Consider the following 19,110-nt stretch of genomic DNA (forward strand, 5'->3'; position numbering starts at 1 on the left):
CGGGGCTTATCGCCACCGGTTATCAGCTCATGAGTACCCACGCAGACAGCAAGCCCTGGACCGTGCCCGCGTTGGCCGAGGCCAAGCGCAACGGACAGAAGCTGGTGATGTTGACCGCCTACGATGCCGGGTTCGCCCGCAGCTTCGACGCCAACGGCGTGGACCTGATCCTGATCGGCGACTCGCTGGGCATGGTGGTGCAGGGGCATGACTCGACCCTGCCGGTGACCACCGACGACATGGTCTATCACACCCGCGCCGTGGCCCGCGTACTGCAGCGCGCGCTGCTGGTGGCGGATCTGCCGTTCGGCGCCGACGCCACCCCCGAGCGCGCGCTGGATGCCTCGCTGCGCCTGCTGCAGGCCGGTGCGGAGATGGTCAAGATCGAAGGTGCCGGCTTCAAGCTGGACATCATCCGTTACCTGGTCGAGCGCGAGATTCCGGTCTGTTCGCACCTGGGCCTGACCCCGCAGTCGGTGCTGCGCCTGGGCGGCTATCGCGTGCAGGGCCGTGGCGACGCCGCCCAGCAGCTGCGCGATGACGCCAAGGCCGCGGTCGCCGCCGGCGCCAGCCTGGTCGTGCTCGAATGCGTGCCCACGCCGGTGGCTGCCCAGGTCACCGCGGACATCAGTGTGCCCACCATCGGCATCGGTGCCGGCCCGCAGTGCGATGGCCAGGTACTGGTGCTGCATGATTTCCTCGGTCTGGACAGCGGTCATCGCCGTCCCAAGTTCGTCAAGGATTTCCTTGCCGAAGGCGGGTCGGTTGCCGGTGCGGTCCGTGCCTACGCCGACGCCGTGCGCGACGGCTCCTTCCCCGACGCAGAACACGCCTACGCCTCATGATCGAAACCGTCACCGAACTGTCCCGTCTGCGCGCCGTCGTCAACGGCTGGAAGCGCGAGGGCCTGCGCGTCGCGCTGGTCCCGACCATGGGCAACCTGCACGCAGGGCATTATTCACTGGTCACGCTGGCCCGGCAGTACGCCGATCGCGTGGTCTCCAGCGTCTTCGTCAACCCGACCCAGTTCGGCCCGAACGAGGACTTCACCCGCTACCCGCGTACGCCCGAAGCCGACACCACCGGCCTGGAGCAGGCCGGGTGCGATGTGCTGTGGCTGCCCACGGTTGAGTCGATGTACCCGTTCGGTGTCGAACTGGCGGCCAGCGTCAATGTGCCGGGCATCAGTGGCCTGCTCGAAGGCGCGCACCGCCCGGGCCATTTCGATGGCGTCTGCACCGTGGTCTCGCGCCTGTTCAACCAGGTGCAGCCGGATGTGGCGGCGTTCGGCAAGAAGGACTACCAGCAGCTGGCGGTGATCCGCCAGATGGTGGAAGACCTGGCCTTCCCGATCCAGATCGTCGGGGGCGACATCGTGCGCGAAGACGACGGCCTGGCGATGAGCTCGCGCAACCAGTACCTCAACGCCGAGCAGCGCCCGGTCTCGACCACCATCCACCAGGTGCTGCTGGGCATGCGCGAAGGCTTCATCGCCGGCAAGAGCCGCAGCCTGATCGAGGCTGAAGCCGCGGCGGCGCTGCAGGCGGCCGGGTTCCAGGTCGACTACGCCGTGGTCCGCCTGCCGGACCTGTCCGAGCCGGCCGATGCCAACGACGGCACCCGCGTGGCGCTGATCGCCGCACGGATCGGCAACACCCGGTTGATCGACAACCTGGAGTTCTGAGGGCTGCGCCCCGCCGGGTAGGGCCACCCCATGGGTGGCTGCTGGGCGATGCCGGACGTGCAGCCACCCATGGGGTGGCCCTACGCCGGGCCGGGTGGGCTCGTGACGATGCTGAACCGCCGGCAGCCCCCGGCATTGCCGCGCGCGCCAGCCCCTGCCGCCCGCCGCCCGGGTGCTAGAATTTCCCTTTCCTTTACCGTTTCCCCGTTGCCATGCATCTGTCCCTGCTGAAGACCAAGATCCACCGCGCCACCGTCACTCACTCCGAGCTGAACTACGAAGGTTCCATCGCCATCGATGACAACCTGCTGGCTGCGACCGGCATCCGTGAGTTCGAACAGGTGCACATCTGGGATGTGACCAACGGTGCGCGTTTCTCCACCTATGCCATCCGCGCCGAAGCCGGCAGCGGAGTGGTGTCGCTCAACGGTGGCGCCGCGCGCCACGTGCAGGTGGGCGACATCATCATCATCGCCGCCTTCGCCAGCATGAGCGAAGAAGAAGCTGACAGCTTCAAGCCGAAGTTGGTATATGTGGACGGCAAGAACCAGATCTCCCACACCAACGACACGATCCCGACACAGGCCGCATGACACAGCACAACGGATTCGACCCGCTTCATTCCCATGCCCAGCGCCTGCGAGGCGCGAGCATCCCTTCGTTGATCGCCGCCGAACCGGGCCGCGCACAATCGCTGGGGTTGCGGGTCGGTCCGTTGTACGTCAATTTCGCGCGGCAGAAGTACGACCGCGCGGCGTTGGACGCATTGCTGCAGCTGGCTGCCGAGCGCGATGTCGCCGGTGGCTTCCAGCGCCTGTTCCGCGGTGAAACGGTCAACGTCACCGAAGGCCGTGCGGCGCTGCACACCGCGCTGCGCGGCGATGCCAGCGGCGCGCCGGTGGCCGGTGAGGCCTTCGCCACGGCGGCCCAGGTGCGCCAGCAGATGGGCGAGCTGATCGCTGCGCTGGAAGCGACCACTATCACCGATATCGTCAGCGTCGGCATCGGCGGCTCGGACCTCGGCCCGCGGCTGGTGGCCGATGCGCTGCGCCCGGTCACCGGCGCACGCTTCCGCGTGCATTTCGTGTCGAACGTGGATGGCGCCGCGATGCAGCGCACGCTCGCCACGCTGGACCCGGCCACCACGGCCGGCATCCTGATCTCCAAGACCTTCGGCACCCAGGAAACCCTGCTCAACGGGCAGATCCTGCACGACTGGCTGGGTGGCAGCGAGCGCCTGTATGCAGTCAGCGCCAACCCGGAGCGTGCAGCCAAGGCCTTCTCGATCGCCGCCGGTCGCGTGCTGCCGATGTGGGACTGGGTGGGCGGGCGCTATTCGCTGTGGTCGGCGGTCGGTTTTCCGATCGCGCTGGCGATCGGCTTCACGCGTTTCGAGCAGCTGCTCGAGGGCGCCGCGCAGATGGACGAACACGCCCTGACCGCACCGCTGGCGCAGAACCTGCCGGTGCTGCATGCGCTGACCGATATCTGGAACCGCAACCTGCTCGGCCATGCCACGCATGCGGTGATGACCTATGACCAGCGCCTGGCGCTGCTGCCGGCCTACCTGCAGCAGCTGGTGATGGAAAGCCTGGGCAAGCGCGTGCAGCTCGATGGCAGCCCGGTCGCCAGCGACACCGTGCCGGTGTGGTGGGGCGGGGCGGGCACCGATGTGCAGCACAGCTTCTTCCAGGCGCTGCACCAGGGCACCAGTGTGATCCCGGCCGATTTCATCGGCTGCGTGCGCAACGATGATCCCTATGTGGTCAACCACCAGGCGCTGATGGCCAATCTGCTGGCGCAGACCGAGGCGCTGGCCAACGGCCAGGGCAGCGAGGATCCGCACCGCGAGTATCCCGGTGGCCGCCCGAGCACCCTGATCCTGCTCGACGCGCTAACCCCGCAGTCGCTCGGTGCCCTGATCGCCATGTACGAACACGCCGTGTACGTGCAGTCGCTGATCTGGAACATCAATGCGTTCGACCAGTTCGGCGTGGAGTTGGGCAAGCAACTGGCCAGCCAGTTGCTGCCGGCGCTGCAGGGCCAGGCGCATGCGATCACCGATCCGGTGACGCTGGAGCTGCTGGGGCGCCTGACCGCCTGACCGCCTGACCACCGCGTAGAGCCGACCGTTGGTCGGCTATCGCGCGCAGCGCGCGGGGTTGATCGTTGTGGTGAAGAGCAGCCGACCAACGGTCGGCTCTACCGGTTGATGCGCCCGTGTTTGCGCAGCCGACCAACGGTCGGCTCTACCGAATCGTGCGCCTGGTGTTTGCGCGGGCGACCGACGGTGGGCATTACCGGCTCGGATCGCGCTCCGGGCTGGGGCGCTTGGCCAACTTGCGTTGCAGCGAGCGCCGGTGCATGCCGAGCAGGCGCGCCGCGGCAGACACGTTGCCGCCGGTCTCATGCATCGCCTGCTGGATGTGTTCCCACTGCAGCCGGCTGATCGGGGTCATTGCATCCGGTGGCTCCATGTCACCATCATCGGCCGGGCCATCGTCTTCTTCGCCGAGCGCACGCAGGATCATCGGCACCGTGGCCGGCTTGGGCAGGTAGTCATCGGCGCCAAGCTTGATCGCTTCCACCGCGGTGGCGATGCTGGCATAGCCGGTCACCAGCAGGATCCGCATGTCTTCGCGCAGGGCGCGCAGCGGCTGGATCAGCGCCAGGCCCGATTCGGTGCCGAGCTTGAGGTCGATCAGCGCGTAGGCCGGCGGTTGCTGCCGGGCCAGCAGGAGGGCCGAGGCGGTGTCGCTGGCGGTGACGGTTTCCAACCCTTTACGGGCCAGGCTGCGCTGCAGCGTGCGCAGGTACAGTTCGTCGTCGTCGACCAGCAGGCCGTGACTGGCCTGGCCGGGCGCGGGGGTGAAAGCGGTCATGCGGAAGTCTCCCGTGGGGACAAGGGCAGGCGGAAGCCGACGCGCGTGCCGGCACCGTTGGCCGGGCGCATCCACAGCTCGCCGTCCAGGCGTTCGATGGTGGCGGGGGACAGGGCCAAGCCCACGCCCATGCCGTCGGTCTTGCCACTGTTGAACAAGGTGCCGGGCAGTACGGCCTGGCGGGCGTCGAAGCCGTGGCCGTAATCGCGCACTTCGCCGATCAGGTCATCGCCCTCGATGCGCAGCGACAGATCCACCTGCGGCCGGTCGGCCTTCTCACCCGCGTCGGCGGCATTGTTGAGCAGCACCATCAGCAGGTGCCCGATACCCGGGTCCAGCGGCAGGGCGAGCGGGGCATCCTCATTGCGCTTCAGCGCAATGGTCGGGCGCACCAGCCGCCACTGTTCCAGCACCTGCGGCAAGGTCACCGCATCGCGGCCGGGCGCATCGCCGGCGGCCGGGCGGGCGAGGGCGAGCACGCGCTCCCGGCACTGCACCAGCAGCTCGCGCAGGGTTTCCACGTCATCGCGGACCTCGCTGCTTTCGGTCTGGTCGGCGATATCGTCGGCGAGCAGGGTCATGGTCGCCAGCGGGGTATTGAGCTCATGTGCGACCGAGGCGGCATGGGTGGCCAGCGCGACGATGCCCTCATTGCGCACGAAGCGTTCGCGCAGCATGGCCAGCTCGCGTTCGCGCTGGCGCAGGGCGATCGCCAGCCGGGTCGCGAACACCAGCACCACCGTGGCCGACAGCAGGAAGTTGCAGACCACGCCCCACTGCTGCATCTGCGCACCGGTGAAATAGCCGCTCGGCAGCGGCAGGCCGAACACGCCGCTTGCTGCATAGCCGACAAGGCAGGCCGCGGCCACGGCGAGGGTCCAGCGCAGGGGCAGGGCGAGCGCGGCCAGTGCGATCAGGATCAGGAACAGCGAGCCGAAGGGATTGGCGATGCCGCCGCTCCAGCCGACCATCCAGGTCAACACGGTGACATCCACCAGGATGTGGCAGAACGCGGTCAGCGGTGCGGTGTCGGCATCGTGTACGCGCAGTTGTGCGTACAGATTGAACAGGGTCAGCGCGGCAACGCCGGCCCACAGCGGCAATTGCGGCAGCTCCAGGCCCAGCACCCAGGTGGCGACCAGGATCGTGGCGGCCTGGCCGGCCACGGCCAGCCAGCGCAGGCTGCACAGGGTGCGGAGGAAGGGGGCGTCGGTACCGGTCATGTGCGCACATCGTATGCGCTCCGGGCAGGACCTGCCTGCGACAATCGGCCGCATCATAGTCAGGTGGGACGCGCGCGGCTTCCATGTTCTTGCTGCGCGCCTGCTCCCGATGCTTGACGATCCGCTGTTCGGCGCATTTCGACTATCAGGTCAATGCTGAATCTCTTTGCGTCCTCATGCCTGTTTGCCTGCGGTTCGGATATGCACCCCGGTAAGAGTCCGCCTCGCAGGTGCCTAGGGCCTAGTCACGAAGTAGGCGTGAAAAGTATTGGTTAGGTATTTTTCGTCGTCACCATTGTAGCGTTCTGCCGCATCCGGCCATGCGAAAAACCTTGTTTCAGGTTTGCTCGCTACTTCCTTGGTTGTCAGATCAATGGAATAAACCCTCTTGGATCCACGTTTCAATATTCTCCATACGCTCTTTGTGAACGCTTCGGTATCTGGATCAACACTTGGATCGTACGAGGCGGATAGTGTTCCATTCCTCAGGCACCGCGCTGCGTAGTCCGCATTCCTGGAACGTAGAAACTGAATCAACCCTTCTCCCACACAGTCGCCCGTGTATCCGCTTCCAGAAAGATGTTCCCTGACGTGATTTTTGTGATATTCGTGGATGCTTTGGATGCCGGTATTGAGCATGCAGAAATCCGAGCTGGCATCCGTTTCCAGGGTGTTTATAGGGCCGATTATCGGGGCTTTCGGTTTGTTCCATACGTATTGTTCAATGAATAACACGTCCCTAATACTTTCATGGATTTCGGAGAAGAAATTTCGTTCATCCAACGGTGTCATGAATACTTCTATGCCGGGTGTAATGTACTTCACTATTTATCCGTGGAGAATTTGTCGAGGGTCATTGTGGTGGCGATTGCGGATGGATCGGGCCTGAACGTGTTTTAGTGCAGCTCCGGTTGACCATAACAGTGCCGAAGCATGCCTGCGCTCCTGGCCTCACTGAGTAGCTGCCCGCTGGGTGACGGCACTGAACATGAGTGCCAACCAACGCTGGGCACCTACCCGTGCGCTGGGCGCGCTAAAATAGGCGGATGCATGACGCCGTGACCCGACCGACCCAACCCGCCGACTCCGCCGTGTGGGCCCGCCGCCAGACCAATCCCGTCCATATCGGCGGCGTGGTCGTGGGCGGGGGCCATCCCGTGGTGGTGCAGTCGATGACCAACACCGACACCGCCGATGTCGCCTCCAGCGTGAAGCAGGTGGCCGAACTGTGGCGCGCTGGCTCGGAGATGGTGCGGTTGACCGTCAACAACCCCGAGTCGGCCGCGGCCATTCCGCGGATCGTGGAGAAGCTGCAGATGATGGGGATCGAGGTCCCCCTGATCGGCGACTTCCATTACAACGGCCATCAGCTGCTCACCCAGGAGCCGGCCTGCGCCGAGGCGCTGGCCAAGTACCGGATCAATCCGGGCAACGTCGGCTTCGGCAAGAAGAAAGACACGCAATTCGCGCAGCTGATCGAGTTTGCGATCCGCTACAACAAGCCGGTCCGCATCGGCGCCAACTGGGGCTCGCTGGACCAGTCCCTGGCCGCGCGCCTGATGGACGAGAACAGCCAGCGCGCGCAGCCCTGGGATGCCGGGCGCGTGCTGCGTGAAGCGCTGATCCGCTCGGCGCTGGATTCGGCGGAGACCGCCGTGGAACTGGGTCTGCCGCGCGATCGCATCGTGCTCTCGGCCAAGGTCAGCGGCGTGCAGGAGCTCATTGCGGTGTACCGCGACCTGGCCCAGCGCTCGGACTTCGCCCTGCACCTGGGTCTGACCGAAGCCGGTATCGGCAGCAAGGGCATCGTCGCCTCCTCGGCGGCGCTGGCGGTGCTGCTGCAGGAAGGCATCGGCGACACCATCCGTATTTCGCTGACCCCCGAGCCGGGCCAGTCGCGCACGGCCGAAGTGATCGTGGCGCAGGAACTGCTGCAGACCACCGGGCAGCGCGCCTTCACCCCGCTGGTCACGGCTTGCCCCGGCTGCGGCCGGACCACCTCGGAGTTCTTCCAGGAGCTGGCCAAGGTCGTGCAGAACCACGTGCGCGAGAAGATGCCGCTGTGGAAGGTGAGCCACCCCGGTGCGGAAAGCATGACCCTGGCGGTCATGGGCTGCATCGTCAACGGGCCCGGCGAATCGCGCCATGCCAACATCGGCATCTCGCTGCCGGGCACGGGGGAAACGCCGGCGGCGCCGGTCTTCGTGGATGGCGAGAAGACGGTCACCCTGCGCGGCGAGAACATCGCCCAGGACTTCGTGGCGCTGATCGACGATTACGTTGAACGCACCTATGTCCGAAGCGCCGGGTAAGCCGACGGTGCTGGCCACACCGGAGCCGGCCGCCGGCGTCCGCCATTGGATGGGCCGCAACGCTTGGCGCTTCGTGCTGTTGTTCGTCGGCGTGCTGCTGCCGCTGGCGGGCTTCGTGGCGCTGGCCGATGAAGTGCACGAGCTGGAGGCGATCTACTTCGACGCGCCTGTGCTGTGGAAGCTGCACGGCCTGCATTCACCGGGCCTGGACCAGTTCTTCGTGCTGCTCTCCAAACTGGGCTACGAGTGGTTCCTGATCCCGGCCGACGTGCTGATCGTCGGCCTGCTCGCCTGGCGCAAACGCTGGCGCGAGGCCAGTTTCGTGGCCATCTGTTTCGTCGGCTCGGCCCTGCTGAACCTGGGCAGCAAGCGTTTCTTCCAGCGCGACCGGCCCAGCCTGTGGGAATCGATCGCCCCGGAGAGCACCTTCAGCTTCCCCAGTGGCCATGCCATGGGCTCGATGACCCTGGCCGTCACCTTGGTGCTGCTGGCCTGGAACACCCGCTGGCGCTGGCCGGTGGCCCTGTCAGCGGTGACCTTCGCGGTGCTGGTGAGCCTCTCGCGGGTGTACCTGGGGGTCCATTACCCCTCCGACATCCTGGCCGGCTGGTGTGCCGCCCTGGTCTGGGTGGTAGGGTGCTTCCTGGTCATGTTCCGCCGCCGCCATCCGGGGCGGCATCGCCACTGAAACAAATACGGCGGTAAACTGGCCGAAAGCGGCATGAAAGCGGGCTGCACCCATAGGCTGCTCCATTGGATCAGGCAAGGGTGAGAGGCACAGGGGGAGGGGCAGGACAGCATGTCTGTGATGCGCGGACCAGAACGCGATGATGGGGAACCCGGTTCCTTGTGATCGACACATCCCGCGGCTAGGCTTGCCCCCGTTCACAGTGTTTGACGAGGTTGGCGGATGACGATTCGAGTGTATCTGGTGGACGATCATGCTCTGGTGCGTACGGGCATGAAGATGATCCTTTCCAACGAGACCGACATCGAGGTGGTCGGTGAGGCGGAGAGCGGTGAAGATGCGCTGCCGGATATCCGCCGCCTGCGGCCCGACGTGGTGCTGTGCGATCTGCATCTGCCGGGCGTGAGCGGCATGGAAGTCACCGAACGCGTGGTCCGTGGCGATCACGGCACCCGCGTGGTGATCGTCTCCGTCCTTGAAGACGGCCCGATGCCCAAGCGCCTGCTCGAAGCCGGTGCCTCCGGTTACATCGGCAAGGCCTGCGATGCGCAGGAACTGCTGCGTGCGGTGCGCGATGCCGCGCTGGGCCGCCGTTACCTGGGCAACAGCATCGCGCAGAACCTGGCGCTGTCGAACGTGGAAGGCAACCACTCGCCGTTCGACACCCTGTCCCCGCGCGAACTGGAAGTGGCGCTGCTGCTCACCCAGGGCCTGCGCCAGGAAGACATCGCCAAGCGCCTGAGCCTGAGCGCGAAGACCGTCAACACGCACAAGGCGCGCCTGTTCGAGAAGATGGGCATCAACGACAACATCGCGCTCGCGCGCATGGCCAGCCAGTACGGCCTGGTGGATCCGGCACGCCCGATGTAACCCGCGTTCTGGCGGCGGATGAAAAAACGCCCGGGCATGCCCGGGCGTTTTCGTTCAGTGCGCGCGCACCCGCGCCACGATCTTCGCGGCCTGGGCCGCACTCTCGCGCACCTTGTCCCACTCGCCGCGCTCGATCCAACCGCCCGGCACCATCCACGAACCGCCGATGCAGACCACGTTCTTCTGCTCCAGGTACTCGGCCGCCGTGTCTTCGGTGATGCCACCGGTCGGGCACAGCTTCAGATCCGGAATCGGACCGGCGAGCCCCTTGATCATCGCGAGCCCGCCCACGGCCGAGGCCGGGAACAACTTGCACACCCGGAAGCCGCGCGCATACAGCGCCAGCATTTCCGTCGGCGAGGCCGCACCCGGCACCACCGGCAGCGGTGCCTGCGCCAACGCATCGGCCATATGCGCCGGCGTACCCGGCGTGACCAGGAAATCGGCACCTGCATCGATCGACTGCTGCATCTGCTCCACGGTCAACACCGTGCCCGCACCCACCACCACATCCGGCAGCTCGCGTTTGAGCATGGCGAGCGCCTCCATCGCCACCGGCGTACGCAGCGTCAGCTCGATCGCCGGCAGCCCGCCCTCCAACAACGCAGCACTGACCGCACGGGCCTGATCCAGCGTATGCACCGTCACCACCGGCAGAATGCCGGCAGCCTTCAACAGGGTTTCAGCGCGTTTCTGATGCTCGGCGATGCTCATGCGTTTCCAATCCTTATTCCAAAAAGTACGACGCCAACAACGCGCCGAAAAGTGTCGGGAGGCAGCGGGATGGCCCCAACCAGGACCGTTACAGCGCCATGGATGGCGCTGACGAGCCCCCATGGATGGGTTCACGGCGCGTCCTGGTTGGGGCCATCTCGCTGCCTCAACCAGGAAATTCACCGCCGCGTCAGCTCACGCGTCCTTACCCTCATGCGGCGCATCCGCAGCCGCGGCATCATGCCCAAGCTCGTACTCCGCATCGTAATTCCAGATGCTGCCGTCATCGGCCGCCGGCCCACACGAAATCGACATCGCGCCCTGATCGGCCGGGCCCACCAGACGGCGGCTCATCGCGAACAGATTGCGGCCCAGATCATGCGCCGCCGGTGCGGTGTTCGGCGCCGGCTCACGTGCCGCGAATTCTGCCGCATCCACCAACAGCTCCAGCGTGCCGGCCTCACCATCCAGGCGGATGATGTCGCCCTCGCGCACCCGTGCCAGCGGACCGCCACGCGAGGCTTCCGGGGTCATGTGGATCGCCGCCGGGAACTTGCCCGACGCACCCGACAGACGCCCATCGGTGACCAGCGCCACGCGACGGCCCTGGTTCTGCAGCAGGCCCAGCAGCGGGGCCAGCGAATGCAGCTCCGGCATGCCATTGGAGCGCGGGCCCTGGTAACGGACCACCGCCACGAAATCGTGCGGCAGCACACCGGCGGCGTGCAGTTTGTTCAGCACTTGCGGCGCATCGACAACCACCGCCGGCGCTTCGATCGTGCGGAACTCCGGCTTCACCGCCGACAGCTTGATCAGCGAACGGCCGAGGTTGCCGCGCAGCAGGCGCAGGCCGCCCTGCGACTCGAACGGATTGGCCACGCCACGCACCACACCCGGATCGGCACTCTCGCGCACGCCATCGATGTAGGTCAGCTTGCCGTCGCGCAGCGCCGGCTCCTGGCCGTACTGGTGCATGCCGCCTTCGGCCACGGTCTGCAGGTCGGCGTGCATCAGGCCGGCCTCCATCAGCTCGCGGAACACGAACGCGGTGCCGCCGGCCGCGGCGAAGCGGTTCACGTCGGCTTCGCCGTTCGGATAGACGCGGGCCAGCAGCGGGATCAGCTGCGAGAGCTGGTCCATGTCGTCCCAGGTCAGCACGATGCCGGCCGCACGCGCCACGGCGATCCAGTGGATGGTGTGGTTGGTCGAGCCGCCGGTGGCCATCAGGGTGACCACCGCGTTGACGATCGCGCGTTCGTCGATCAGGCGGCCGAGCGGACGGAAGTCGTCGCCCAGCGCACTGATTTCCAGTGCGCGCACGGCCGCCTGGCGGGTCAGTGCATCGCGCAGTGGTGTATCCGGGTTGACGAACGAGGCGCCGGGCATCTGCACGCCCATCGCTTCGAGCAGGGTCTGGTTGGAATTGGCGGTACCGTAGAAGGTGCAGGTGCCAGCGCCATGGTACGAAGCGGCTTCGGCTTCCAGCAGTTCCTCGCGGGTCGCCTGGCCGGCCGCATAGCGCTCGCGCACTTCGGCCTTCTGCTTGTTCGGGATGCCCGGGGTCATCGGGCCGGCCGGCAGGAAGATCGCCGGCAGGTGACCGAAGGCCAGCGCGCCGATCAGCAGGCCGGGCACGATCTTGTCGCAGACGCCGAGGTAGACGCTGGCGTCGAACATGTCATGGCTCAGGCCGATCGCGGTCGACTGGGCGATCACATCGCGCGAGAACAACGACAGTTCCATGCCGCCGCGGCCCTGGGTGACGCCGTCGCACATCGCCGGCACGCCACCGGCGACCTGTGCGGTCGCACCGAGTTCGCGCGCGGTTTCGCGCAGGATCTCCGGGTAGTGCTCGAACGGCTGATGTGCCGAGAGCATGTCGTTGTACGCGGTGATGATGCCCAGGTTGGGCGTCACGCCGCCGCGCAGGCGCGACTTGTCGGTCGGGCCGCACGCGGCGAACCCGTGGGCGAGGTTGCCGCAGCTCAGGCGCGAACGGAACGGGCCGTCGCGCAGTGCCGCGTCGACACCGGCCAGGTAGGCGGCGCGCGAGGCGACGCTGCGCTGGACGATGCGCTCGGTGATGGCATGGAGTTTGGGATGCAGGCTCATTGGCTACCGGCTATGAGAAGGCGAACGGAACAACACCGGGGCAACTCAGTCACACCAGTGGACGCGCAGTTTCGCGCCGTCGAGATCGATCGCATTGAGGATGGGATACAGCTGCGGATTGTTGCTTTCCAGCGCGTGCTTGAGCACTTCCAGCTTCTGCTTGCCACGCAGCAGCAACAGGCGCTGGCGGCTCTGCTTCAAGCCATGCGGGGTGAGGGTGATGCGCAGCGGCCACTGATTGGCACCGGGGCAGCCGGTGGCATCCAGCGCCGCGTAGGGCAGGGTGCTTTCCAAGGCGCGGGTCAGATCCTTCGAGCCCGGGAACAGCGAGGCGGTGTGGCCGTCGTTGCCCATGCCGATCACGCTCAGGCACGGCCGCTGGCTGTGCTGGGCCTGCAGGTTGGCGCTGTAGACGCATTCGGGCAGCGGCTTGCCGACCCGTACCAGCGGATCGAAATGCGCGCCTTCGGCACGGTTGAGGAAACTCTCGCGTACCAGCCAGGCATTGCTGTCGCGATCCTGCGGCGACAGCCAGCGCTCATCGACCAGGCTCACTTCCACCCGGTCCCATTGAACGTCCAGCTCGGCCAGTGCCTGGTAGATCGGCGCCGGCGTGGTGCCGCCGGAGAGCAACATGCGCGCCCGGCCGAACTCGGCGATGTCGCGGTTGAGCTCGGCGGCCATTTCGGCGGCCACGGCCTCGATCCAGCCATCGGCATCGCCATGGCGGATCAGGGTGAAACGATCGGACGTATCCAGGGTATTCATGCAGTGCCTCCCGGCAGATCGCGTTCCACATCCGCCGCATACGCGGCCGCGCCGAGCAGGCCGGGGCTGGGGTGCATCACGGCCAGTGACGGCACCTTGGACATGATCGAAGAGAAGCGGCCCTTATGTTCAAAGCGCTGGCGGAAGCCGGAGTGCTGCAGCGAATCGAGCATCTTCGGCACCAGGCCGCCGGTCAGGAATACGCCATCCCAGGCGCCCTGCATCAGCACCAGGTCACCGGCGATCGCGCCGAACACGGCACAGAACACATCCACGGTCCGCATCGCCTGCGGGTCGCCATGCAGCGCACGCGCGGTGACGTCCACCGGCTGCAGTTGGCCCGGGTCGATGTCGGCCATCTCGCACACGGCGCGATGGATGTTGACCAGGCCAGGGCCGCAGATCAGGCGTTCGTTGGAGACACGGCCGAACTGCTCGGAGAGGATTTCCAGGATGCGGATCTCTTCCGGCGTCCCGGGCGGGAAGCTGACGTGGCCACCCTCGGTTTCCAGCGGATAGCAGCGGCCGTGGCGCAGGATCAAGCCGCCCACGCCGAGCCCGGTGCCGGGGCCGATCACCGCATAGTTGCGCGGCTGGCCCGGCTTGCCCGGCACCCATGCCGCGCCGCCGACCTGGATCACGTCCTGCGGCTGCAGCAGTGAAATGGCCATTGCCTGGGCGGCGAAGTCGTTGATCAGGTGCAGTTCGTCGAAGCCGAGCATGTGCGCGGTGCGCATGCGCGAAATCACCCACGGGTGATTGGTGATGCGGGCTTCGTCACCGTCCACGCGGCCGGCCACGGCGAACACGCCGCGCTTGGCTTCCGCGCCGATCTGCTCGAGATAGTGCCGTGCGGCCTCGCCCAGCGAAGGGAAATCAGCGACGGCGAATTCGCGGATGCTGTCCTGCTGCAGCGGCGCGGCCAGCGAGGTGTCGGCGAGCGCGAAGCGAGCGTTGGTACCTCCGATATCCGCGACGAGGACCGGCTGGGACAACACCGTCATGCCTGGCCACCACGGGCAGCGTCGGCGTCGGCATCGACGGGCAGGAAGCCGGCAGCTTCTTCCGGACCCCATTCACCGGCCGGGTAGGGCTGCAGCGGCAGCTTGGCTTCCTTCCATGCGTCGCTGACGCTGTCGATCCAGGCCCAGGCCGCGCGCACTTCGTCATCACGCACGAACAGGGCGTGGTTGCCGTTGAAGGCATCCAGGAACAGGCGCTCGTAGGCGATGCGGCGGTGCAGGCCGGTGGGTACGGACAGTTCCAGTTCCAGCGGGTGCAGTTCCAGCGCGCCCCATTCCGGGCCGGCCAGCGAGCTCATCAAGCCCAGCTCGATGTTTTCCTGCGGCTGCAGCTGGAAGGTGATCCGGTTCGGGGTGGCGTTGCCGCGGTGCGGGCGCTCGAACAGCCAATGCGTGACCGGCTTGAGCGTGACCACCACGCGGGTGGTGCGCTCGGCCAGGCGCTTGCCGGTGACCAGATGGAACGGCACGCCGGACCAGCGCCAGTTGTCGATATGCGCGGTGACGCCGGCGAAGGTTTCCACATCGCTGCCTTCCGGCGGCTGGTAGGCCTGCGCGGGCTGGCCGTTGATGGTGCCGGCGGTGTAGCGGCCACGCACGCTGTCACGCGCGGCATGCTTGGCATCGAGCGGGCGCAGGGCGCGCAGCACTTTGACCTTCTCATCGCGGATGCGATCGGCCTCCAGCGACGCCGGCGGCTCCATCGCGACTAGGCACAGCAGCTGCAGGATGTGGCTCTGGACCATGTCGCGCAGCGCACCGGAGCGAGCGTAATACGCATCGCGGCCGTCCACGCCCTCGCTCTCGGCGACCAGGATATGCACCGATTCGATGTAGTTGCGGTTCCAGACCGCTTCGAGCAGCGTGTTGCCGAAGCGCAGCGCGATCAGGTTCTGCACTGCGGCCTTGCCCAGGTAGTGATCCAGGCGGAAGACGCGGTCTTCGTCGATCCACTGGCCGATGGTGGAGATGATCTCCTCGGCGCTGGCGCTGTCGCTGCCGATCGGCTTTTCCAGCATCAGCCGGTGCGGTGCGGCCAGTGCGCCGCCCTTGGCCAAGCCTTCGCAGGTGGAGATGTACAGGCCCGGCGGGATCGCCAGGTAGCTCACGCAGTTGCGGTCGACCAGATCATGGACCGATTCGGCCACGGATTCGGGATTGCGCAGATCCACCGAACGGTAGTCGATGCGCTGCAGCAGCGAGTGGATGTCGTCCTGGCTGGCCATGGGCATGGCCTGCTGCAGGCGCGGGCGCAGGATCTCGCGGAAGGCCTCGGTATCGTGCGGCGACAGCGCCAGCGCACGGACCTTGAAGTCTTCGGGGAGCAGGCCGTCGCCCAGCAACCGCAGCAGCGAGGGGAACAGATAGCGCTGGGCCAGGTCACCTGTGGCGCCAAACAGGAAGAGGGTGTCGTGCATCGCTCGAGTTTCAGATCCGGGTGACATCGTTGTCAATCGCTTCTCGTCTATGTTCTCGGGGGTCGGGCGGGGTCCGTTGTCTGCTTGTTGCAGGTGCAGCACGCCCCATGGATTCCGCCCGGCATGATGGCCTGCCGACCGGGTGTCGTGGGAGATATCGCATCCTCCCCGGCATCCCGATCACGGCCGACTATCGGATAGTGCCACGTGAAAACGTTTACATGGCAGAATGCGCAGACTGTATTCGATTGCAGTGGTCGCCGTCATGCGGCACCACGCCATCGACCTGCCATCGGGAGGGCCGAAGGCAGTTCCGCATAACAGCCCGGAGACCGGGCGGACTGGAATGGTGATATGGCAAAAGTGCAGTTGCAGGGCGTTCGCAAGGTCTACGACAACGGTCAGGTGGCCGTGCAGGGCGCGACCTTCGAAGTGGCCGATGGTGAATTGATGGTGCTGGTGGGGCCGTCCGGGTGTGGCAAGTCCACACTGCTGCGCATGGTCGCCGGCCTGGAGGAGATCAGTGGCGGCACGCTGACCATCGGCGACCGCGTGGTCAACGACGTGGCGCCGAAGGATCGTGACATCGCCATGGTGTTCCAGAGCTACGCGCTCTACCCGCACATGACCGTGGCCGAGAACCTGGCCTTCGGTCTGAAGCTGCGCGGCCACGACAAGGCGACGATCAGCAAGCGGGTCAGCGAGGCGGCCGAAACGCTGGGCCTGACCGACATGCTCGACAAGCTCCCCAAGGCGATGTCCGGTGGCCAGCGTCAGCGCGTCGCGCTGGGCCGCGCCCTGGTGCGTGAGCCGGCGGTGTTCCTGCTGGATGAGCCGCTGTCCAACCTGGATGCCAAGCTGCGCCACAGCGTGCGCACGGAAATCGCGCAGCTGCACCGCAAGCTGGGCACCACCATGATCTACGTGACCCACGATCAGGTGGAAGCGATGACCCTGGGCCAGCGCATCGTGGTGCTCAAGGATGGCGTGATCCAGCAGATCGATACCCCGATGGCGCTGTACGACCGTCCGGCCAACCTGTTCGTGGCCGGCTTCCTCGGCAGCCCGGCGATGAACGTGCTGCGCGGCACCCTGCAGCGCACCGACAGCGGCTATGCCGTGCAGGACACCGGGCTGACCGCGCCGCTGGGCCAGGCGCGGATCGATCAGGCGTGGGTTGGCAAGGCGATCGCCGTGGGCGTGCGCCCGGAGCATCTGCAGCCGGCCGCCACCGGTGATGCGACCGCGTTCGAGGCGATGATCGACGGCATCGAGCCGGTCGGCAACGAGATCTTCGTCAACATGACCAGTGGCGGCCAGCCGTTGGTGATGCGCGTGGCCCCGCAGGCATTGCCGTCCGTCGGTGAGCCGATCCGGGTGGCGATCCAGCCGCAGGGCCTGCATTTCTTCGATGCGCAGAGCGGCGAGCGTCTGAAGGACGCGTAAGGCGCGGATGGGTTACGGGGTGCGCCGACCAGCGGTCGGCGCCTCTTACCGCGCCAGGCCGTCCAGCAAGGGCAGGTGGGCGGCTTCGACCCCGCCGACCGTCAGCGGCTCCGGCGCGATCTCCAGCGGCAGCACCGCCAGGGCCAGGTCACCGGCCACCGAGGCCACCGTGCCAATCGCCGCTGCGTTCTGATGCACCTGCGTGCCGCTGGTCGTGCCCTCCACGACCCGCAGCAGCTGCAGGGCGCGCTTGGCCTTGCCAAGGAAATGAGTGCGGGCCACGATTTCCTGGCCCGGGTAGCAGCCCTTCTTGACGCTGTACCCGTTCAGGCGGTCCAGCCCGAGCTGCTGCGGTGTCCACTGCTCGCGCTGATCGGCATCCAGCCGCGGCAGGCCATAGCGCAGGTCGGACTGGCGCCAGGCCAGCGTGATATCCGCGCTGTCGGCCGCAGCGGCCACGGCATCGGCCGGACCGATCCGCAGGCTGCGCGGAAGCGCATCGCTGCCGAGGTCCAGTTCGAGGTTTTCGCCGGCAAGTTGCGCAATCGCGGCCCCGGAGGCCGCTTCGGGCGTGGTGAAGCTCGCCACCACCGCCAGATCGTTTCGCAGCTCGATCCGCACCTTGCGGCGGAACACGAAACGCTGCAACTGCGACGCAATCGCATCGGCGTCGCCATCGGCGAGCACCAGCACGATGCGGTCTTGCTCCAGCCGCAACAGCTGGAACACAGCAATGGTGCGGCCCTTGGCCGTCAGCCAGGCGCTCCACTGCCAATGCCGCAGGGGCAGGGCGGTGACGTCGCTGGAGAATTGGGCGTGGGCGAAGGCGGCCGCATCGGCACCGCTGAGACTGAGCAGCTGGTGACCGGGGAGGCGCGAAAAGCCGGCGAAATCGGAGGGCAGGTTGTCAGGCACGTGAACGGGGTCTAAAATTTGTGCGTTGCGAGAACACCCATGATAGGCCAAACAACCCCCACTCCAGATTCTGAAGCTGAAGGCACGCTGGTACCGGAGGAGCAACCGCTCCCCGCGACGCCGGCAGTGCCTTTGGAAATCGGCGGCCGCGGCGGACTTGATCCGGTGCGGTACGGAGATTGGGAAAAAAACGGACGCTGCATCGATTTTTGATCAGCATTGAGCCAACGCGGCATTGCGCCGCCCAGCCGAGATAACGAGCCCAGCGAATGGCCGCCAGAGAACGTCCCCTTTCCCCGCACCTTCAGGTGTATCGCTGGCAGATTCAGATGGCCACCTCGATCCTGCATCGAGCGACCGGCATCTTTCTGTCTGTTGGAGCCCTGATCATTGCCGGCGGCCTGCTCGCCCTGATGATGGGTCCTGAATCCTGGAACTGCTTCACCGGCCACGCCGGTAGCTGGTACGGCAAGCTCTTCCTGTTCGCCTGGACCTGGTCCTTCGCCTACCACCTGTGCAATGGCATCCGCCATATCGTGCAGGACTTCGCGATCGGCTTCTCCATTCCCGCCTTCGTGCGCAGCAGCTGGGTCTCGGTCTTCGCCAGCCTGGTGATCACCGCCCTGATCTGGGCCTATGTCTTCATGGGAGCGGCCGCATGAACAAGTACCGTACCCCGCTGAAGAACGTGCGTGGCCTGGGCGCCGCCAAGACCGGTACCGAACACTTCGTGATGCAGCGCTTGACCGCCACCGCGCTGGTCGGCCTGACCATCTGGTTCCTGGTGTTCGTGCTGAGCCTGATCGGCGCCGATTACGTGACCGCCACCGACGCGGTGTCCAAGCCGTGGAACGCGGTGCTGCTGGTCGGCTTCCTGGTCGCGATGTTCTGGCATGCCCAGCTCGGCCTGCAGGTCGTGCTGGAAGACTACATCCACAATTCGCTGCTGGCCCTGGCGCTGCAGACGACGGTGAAGTTCATCGCCGTGCTCGGCGCGATCGTCAGTGTGTTTGCGGTCGCCCGCATTACGCTCGGCGTTGCCTGAGTCCAGGCACC

General features: G+C 66.4%; 20 protein-coding genes. 11 read left to right on the forward strand and 9 right to left on the reverse strand.

Annotated features, from left to right (window positions below):
• Positions 1-29: 29 nt before the first annotated feature.
• The 4 genes from panB (at position 30) to pgi (ending at position 3,788) form a co-directional block, all read left to right on the forward strand.
• Positions 30-845: a 3-methyl-2-oxobutanoate hydroxymethyltransferase gene (panB, locus tag ACE026_RS05115; protein WP_121041839.1), complete on the forward strand. Its 816-nt coding sequence runs from the start codon at positions 30-32 to the stop codon at positions 843-845.
• Positions 842-1,684 carry a pantoate--beta-alanine ligase gene (gene panC, locus ACE026_RS05120; RefSeq protein ID WP_019183274.1) on the forward strand — a complete coding sequence of 281 codons (843 nt, stop codon included), beginning with the start codon at positions 842-844 and terminating at the stop codon, positions 1,682-1,684. Before panB ends, panC begins: the two co-directional genes overlap by 4 nt.
• 212 nt (positions 1,685-1,896) lie before the next feature.
• Positions 1,897-2,277, forward strand: a complete 381-nt coding sequence (panD, locus tag ACE026_RS05125) for an aspartate 1-decarboxylase (protein WP_019183273.1) — start codon at positions 1,897-1,899, stop codon at positions 2,275-2,277.
• A complete protein-coding gene (gene pgi, locus ACE026_RS05130) occupies positions 2,274-3,788 on the forward strand; it encodes a glucose-6-phosphate isomerase (protein ID WP_486038218.1) in 1,515 nt (504 codons plus the stop codon). The genes panD and pgi overlap by 4 nt, the downstream gene beginning before the upstream one ends.
• A 193-nt stretch (positions 3,789-3,981) precedes the next feature.
• Here the strand turns inward: pgi and ACE026_RS05135 are convergent, their stop codons facing one another.
• The 3 genes from ACE026_RS05135 to ACE026_RS05145 form a co-directional block, all read right to left on the reverse strand.
• Positions 3,982-4,566 (reverse strand): response regulator transcription factor, encoded by a 585-nt coding sequence (locus ACE026_RS05135; RefSeq protein ID WP_019183269.1) that lies wholly within the window; start codon positions 4,564-4,566, stop codon positions 3,982-3,984.
• The gene (locus tag ACE026_RS05140) at positions 4,563-5,789 is read right to left on the reverse strand and encodes an ATP-binding protein (RefSeq protein ID WP_486038219.1); all 1,227 of its coding nucleotides are present in this window, start codon (positions 5,787-5,789) and stop codon (positions 4,563-4,565) included. The genes ACE026_RS05135 and ACE026_RS05140 overlap by 4 nt, the downstream gene beginning before the upstream one ends.
• Before the next feature lie 234 nt (positions 5,790-6,023).
• Positions 6,024-6,614, reverse strand: a complete 591-nt coding sequence (locus tag ACE026_RS05145) for a hypothetical protein (RefSeq protein ID WP_486038220.1) — start codon at positions 6,612-6,614, stop codon at positions 6,024-6,026.
• 221 nt (positions 6,615-6,835) lie between these two features.
• Here ACE026_RS05145 and ispG point away from each other — a divergent pair, with 221 nt between their 5' ends.
• From ispG to ACE026_RS05160, 3 genes are all read left to right on the forward strand, one after another.
• Positions 6,836-8,101 (forward strand): flavodoxin-dependent (E)-4-hydroxy-3-methylbut-2-enyl-diphosphate synthase, encoded by a 1,266-nt coding sequence (ispG, locus tag ACE026_RS05150; protein WP_486038221.1) that lies wholly within the window; start codon positions 6,836-6,838, stop codon positions 8,099-8,101.
• Positions 8,082-8,789 carry a phosphatase PAP2 family protein gene (locus ACE026_RS05155; protein WP_486038222.1) on the forward strand — a complete coding sequence of 236 codons (708 nt, stop codon included), beginning with the start codon at positions 8,082-8,084 and terminating at the stop codon, positions 8,787-8,789. Before ispG ends, ACE026_RS05155 begins: the two co-directional genes overlap by 20 nt.
• Positions 8,790-9,011: 222 nt before the next feature.
• Positions 9,012-9,659, forward strand: coding sequence for a response regulator (locus tag ACE026_RS05160; protein WP_019183265.1), 648 nt, complete (start codon positions 9,012-9,014; stop codon positions 9,657-9,659).
• 54 nt (positions 9,660-9,713) lie between these two features.
• Here ACE026_RS05160 and ACE026_RS05165 read toward each other — a convergent pair whose 3' ends face one another.
• The 5 genes from ACE026_RS05165 to zwf form a co-directional block, all read right to left on the reverse strand.
• On the reverse strand, positions 9,714-10,373 hold the full coding sequence (locus ACE026_RS05165) for a bifunctional 4-hydroxy-2-oxoglutarate aldolase/2-dehydro-3-deoxy-phosphogluconate aldolase (protein WP_019183264.1): 660 nt from the start codon (positions 10,371-10,373) through the stop codon (positions 9,714-9,716).
• A 195-nt stretch (positions 10,374-10,568) separates the two neighbouring features.
• Entirely contained in the window at positions 10,569-12,485 is a 1,917-nt protein-coding gene (edd, locus tag ACE026_RS05170) for a phosphogluconate dehydratase (RefSeq protein WP_486038223.1), read from the reverse strand.
• Between the two features lie 45 nt (positions 12,486-12,530).
• On the reverse strand, positions 12,531-13,253 hold the full coding sequence (pgl, locus tag ACE026_RS05175; protein ID WP_486038224.1) for a 6-phosphogluconolactonase: 723 nt from the start codon (positions 13,251-13,253) through the stop codon (positions 12,531-12,533).
• A complete protein-coding gene (gene glk, locus ACE026_RS05180; RefSeq protein ID WP_121041860.1) occupies positions 13,250-14,257 on the reverse strand; it encodes a glucokinase in 1,008 nt (335 codons plus the stop codon). Before glk ends, pgl begins: the two co-directional genes overlap by 4 nt.
• Positions 14,254-15,693 (reverse strand): glucose-6-phosphate dehydrogenase, encoded by a 1,440-nt coding sequence (zwf, locus tag ACE026_RS05185; RefSeq protein WP_486038225.1) that lies wholly within the window; start codon positions 15,691-15,693, stop codon positions 14,254-14,256. Before zwf ends, glk begins: the two co-directional genes overlap by 4 nt.
• A 354-nt stretch (positions 15,694-16,047) precedes the next feature.
• Here zwf and ACE026_RS05190 point away from each other — a divergent pair, with 354 nt between their 5' ends.
• On the forward strand, positions 16,048-17,139 hold the full coding sequence (locus ACE026_RS05190) for an ABC transporter ATP-binding protein (protein WP_486038226.1): 1,092 nt from the start codon (positions 16,048-16,050) through the stop codon (positions 17,137-17,139).
• A gap of 45 nt (positions 17,140-17,184) precedes the next feature.
• Here ACE026_RS05190 and ygfZ read toward each other — a convergent pair whose 3' ends face one another.
• Entirely contained in the window at positions 17,185-18,054 is an 870-nt protein-coding gene (gene ygfZ, locus ACE026_RS05195) for a CAF17-like 4Fe-4S cluster assembly/insertion protein YgfZ (protein ID WP_486038227.1), read from the reverse strand.
• 39 nt (positions 18,055-18,093) lie between these two features.
• On the opposite strand from ygfZ, the gene ACE026_RS05200 reads away from it, so the two are divergent.
• The 3 genes from ACE026_RS05200 to sdhD are packed head-to-tail and all read left to right on the forward strand — an operon-like array spanning position 18,094 to position 19,099.
• Entirely contained in the window at positions 18,094-18,267 is a 174-nt protein-coding gene (locus tag ACE026_RS05200) for a DUF1674 domain-containing protein (RefSeq protein WP_102788321.1), read from the forward strand.
• 56 nt (positions 18,268-18,323) lie between these two features.
• Complete coding sequence (gene sdhC / locus ACE026_RS05205) at positions 18,324-18,716, forward strand: succinate dehydrogenase, cytochrome b556 subunit (protein WP_046273608.1); 393 nt, start codon at positions 18,324-18,326, stop codon at positions 18,714-18,716.
• Positions 18,713-19,099: a succinate dehydrogenase, hydrophobic membrane anchor protein gene (gene sdhD / locus ACE026_RS05210; RefSeq protein WP_123728966.1), complete on the forward strand. Its 387-nt coding sequence runs from the start codon at positions 18,713-18,715 to the stop codon at positions 19,097-19,099. Before sdhC ends, sdhD begins: the two co-directional genes overlap by 4 nt.
• The last annotated feature ends 11 nt before the right edge of the window (positions 19,100-19,110 follow it).

Source organism: Stenotrophomonas sp. AGC87 (assembly GCF_057333975.1).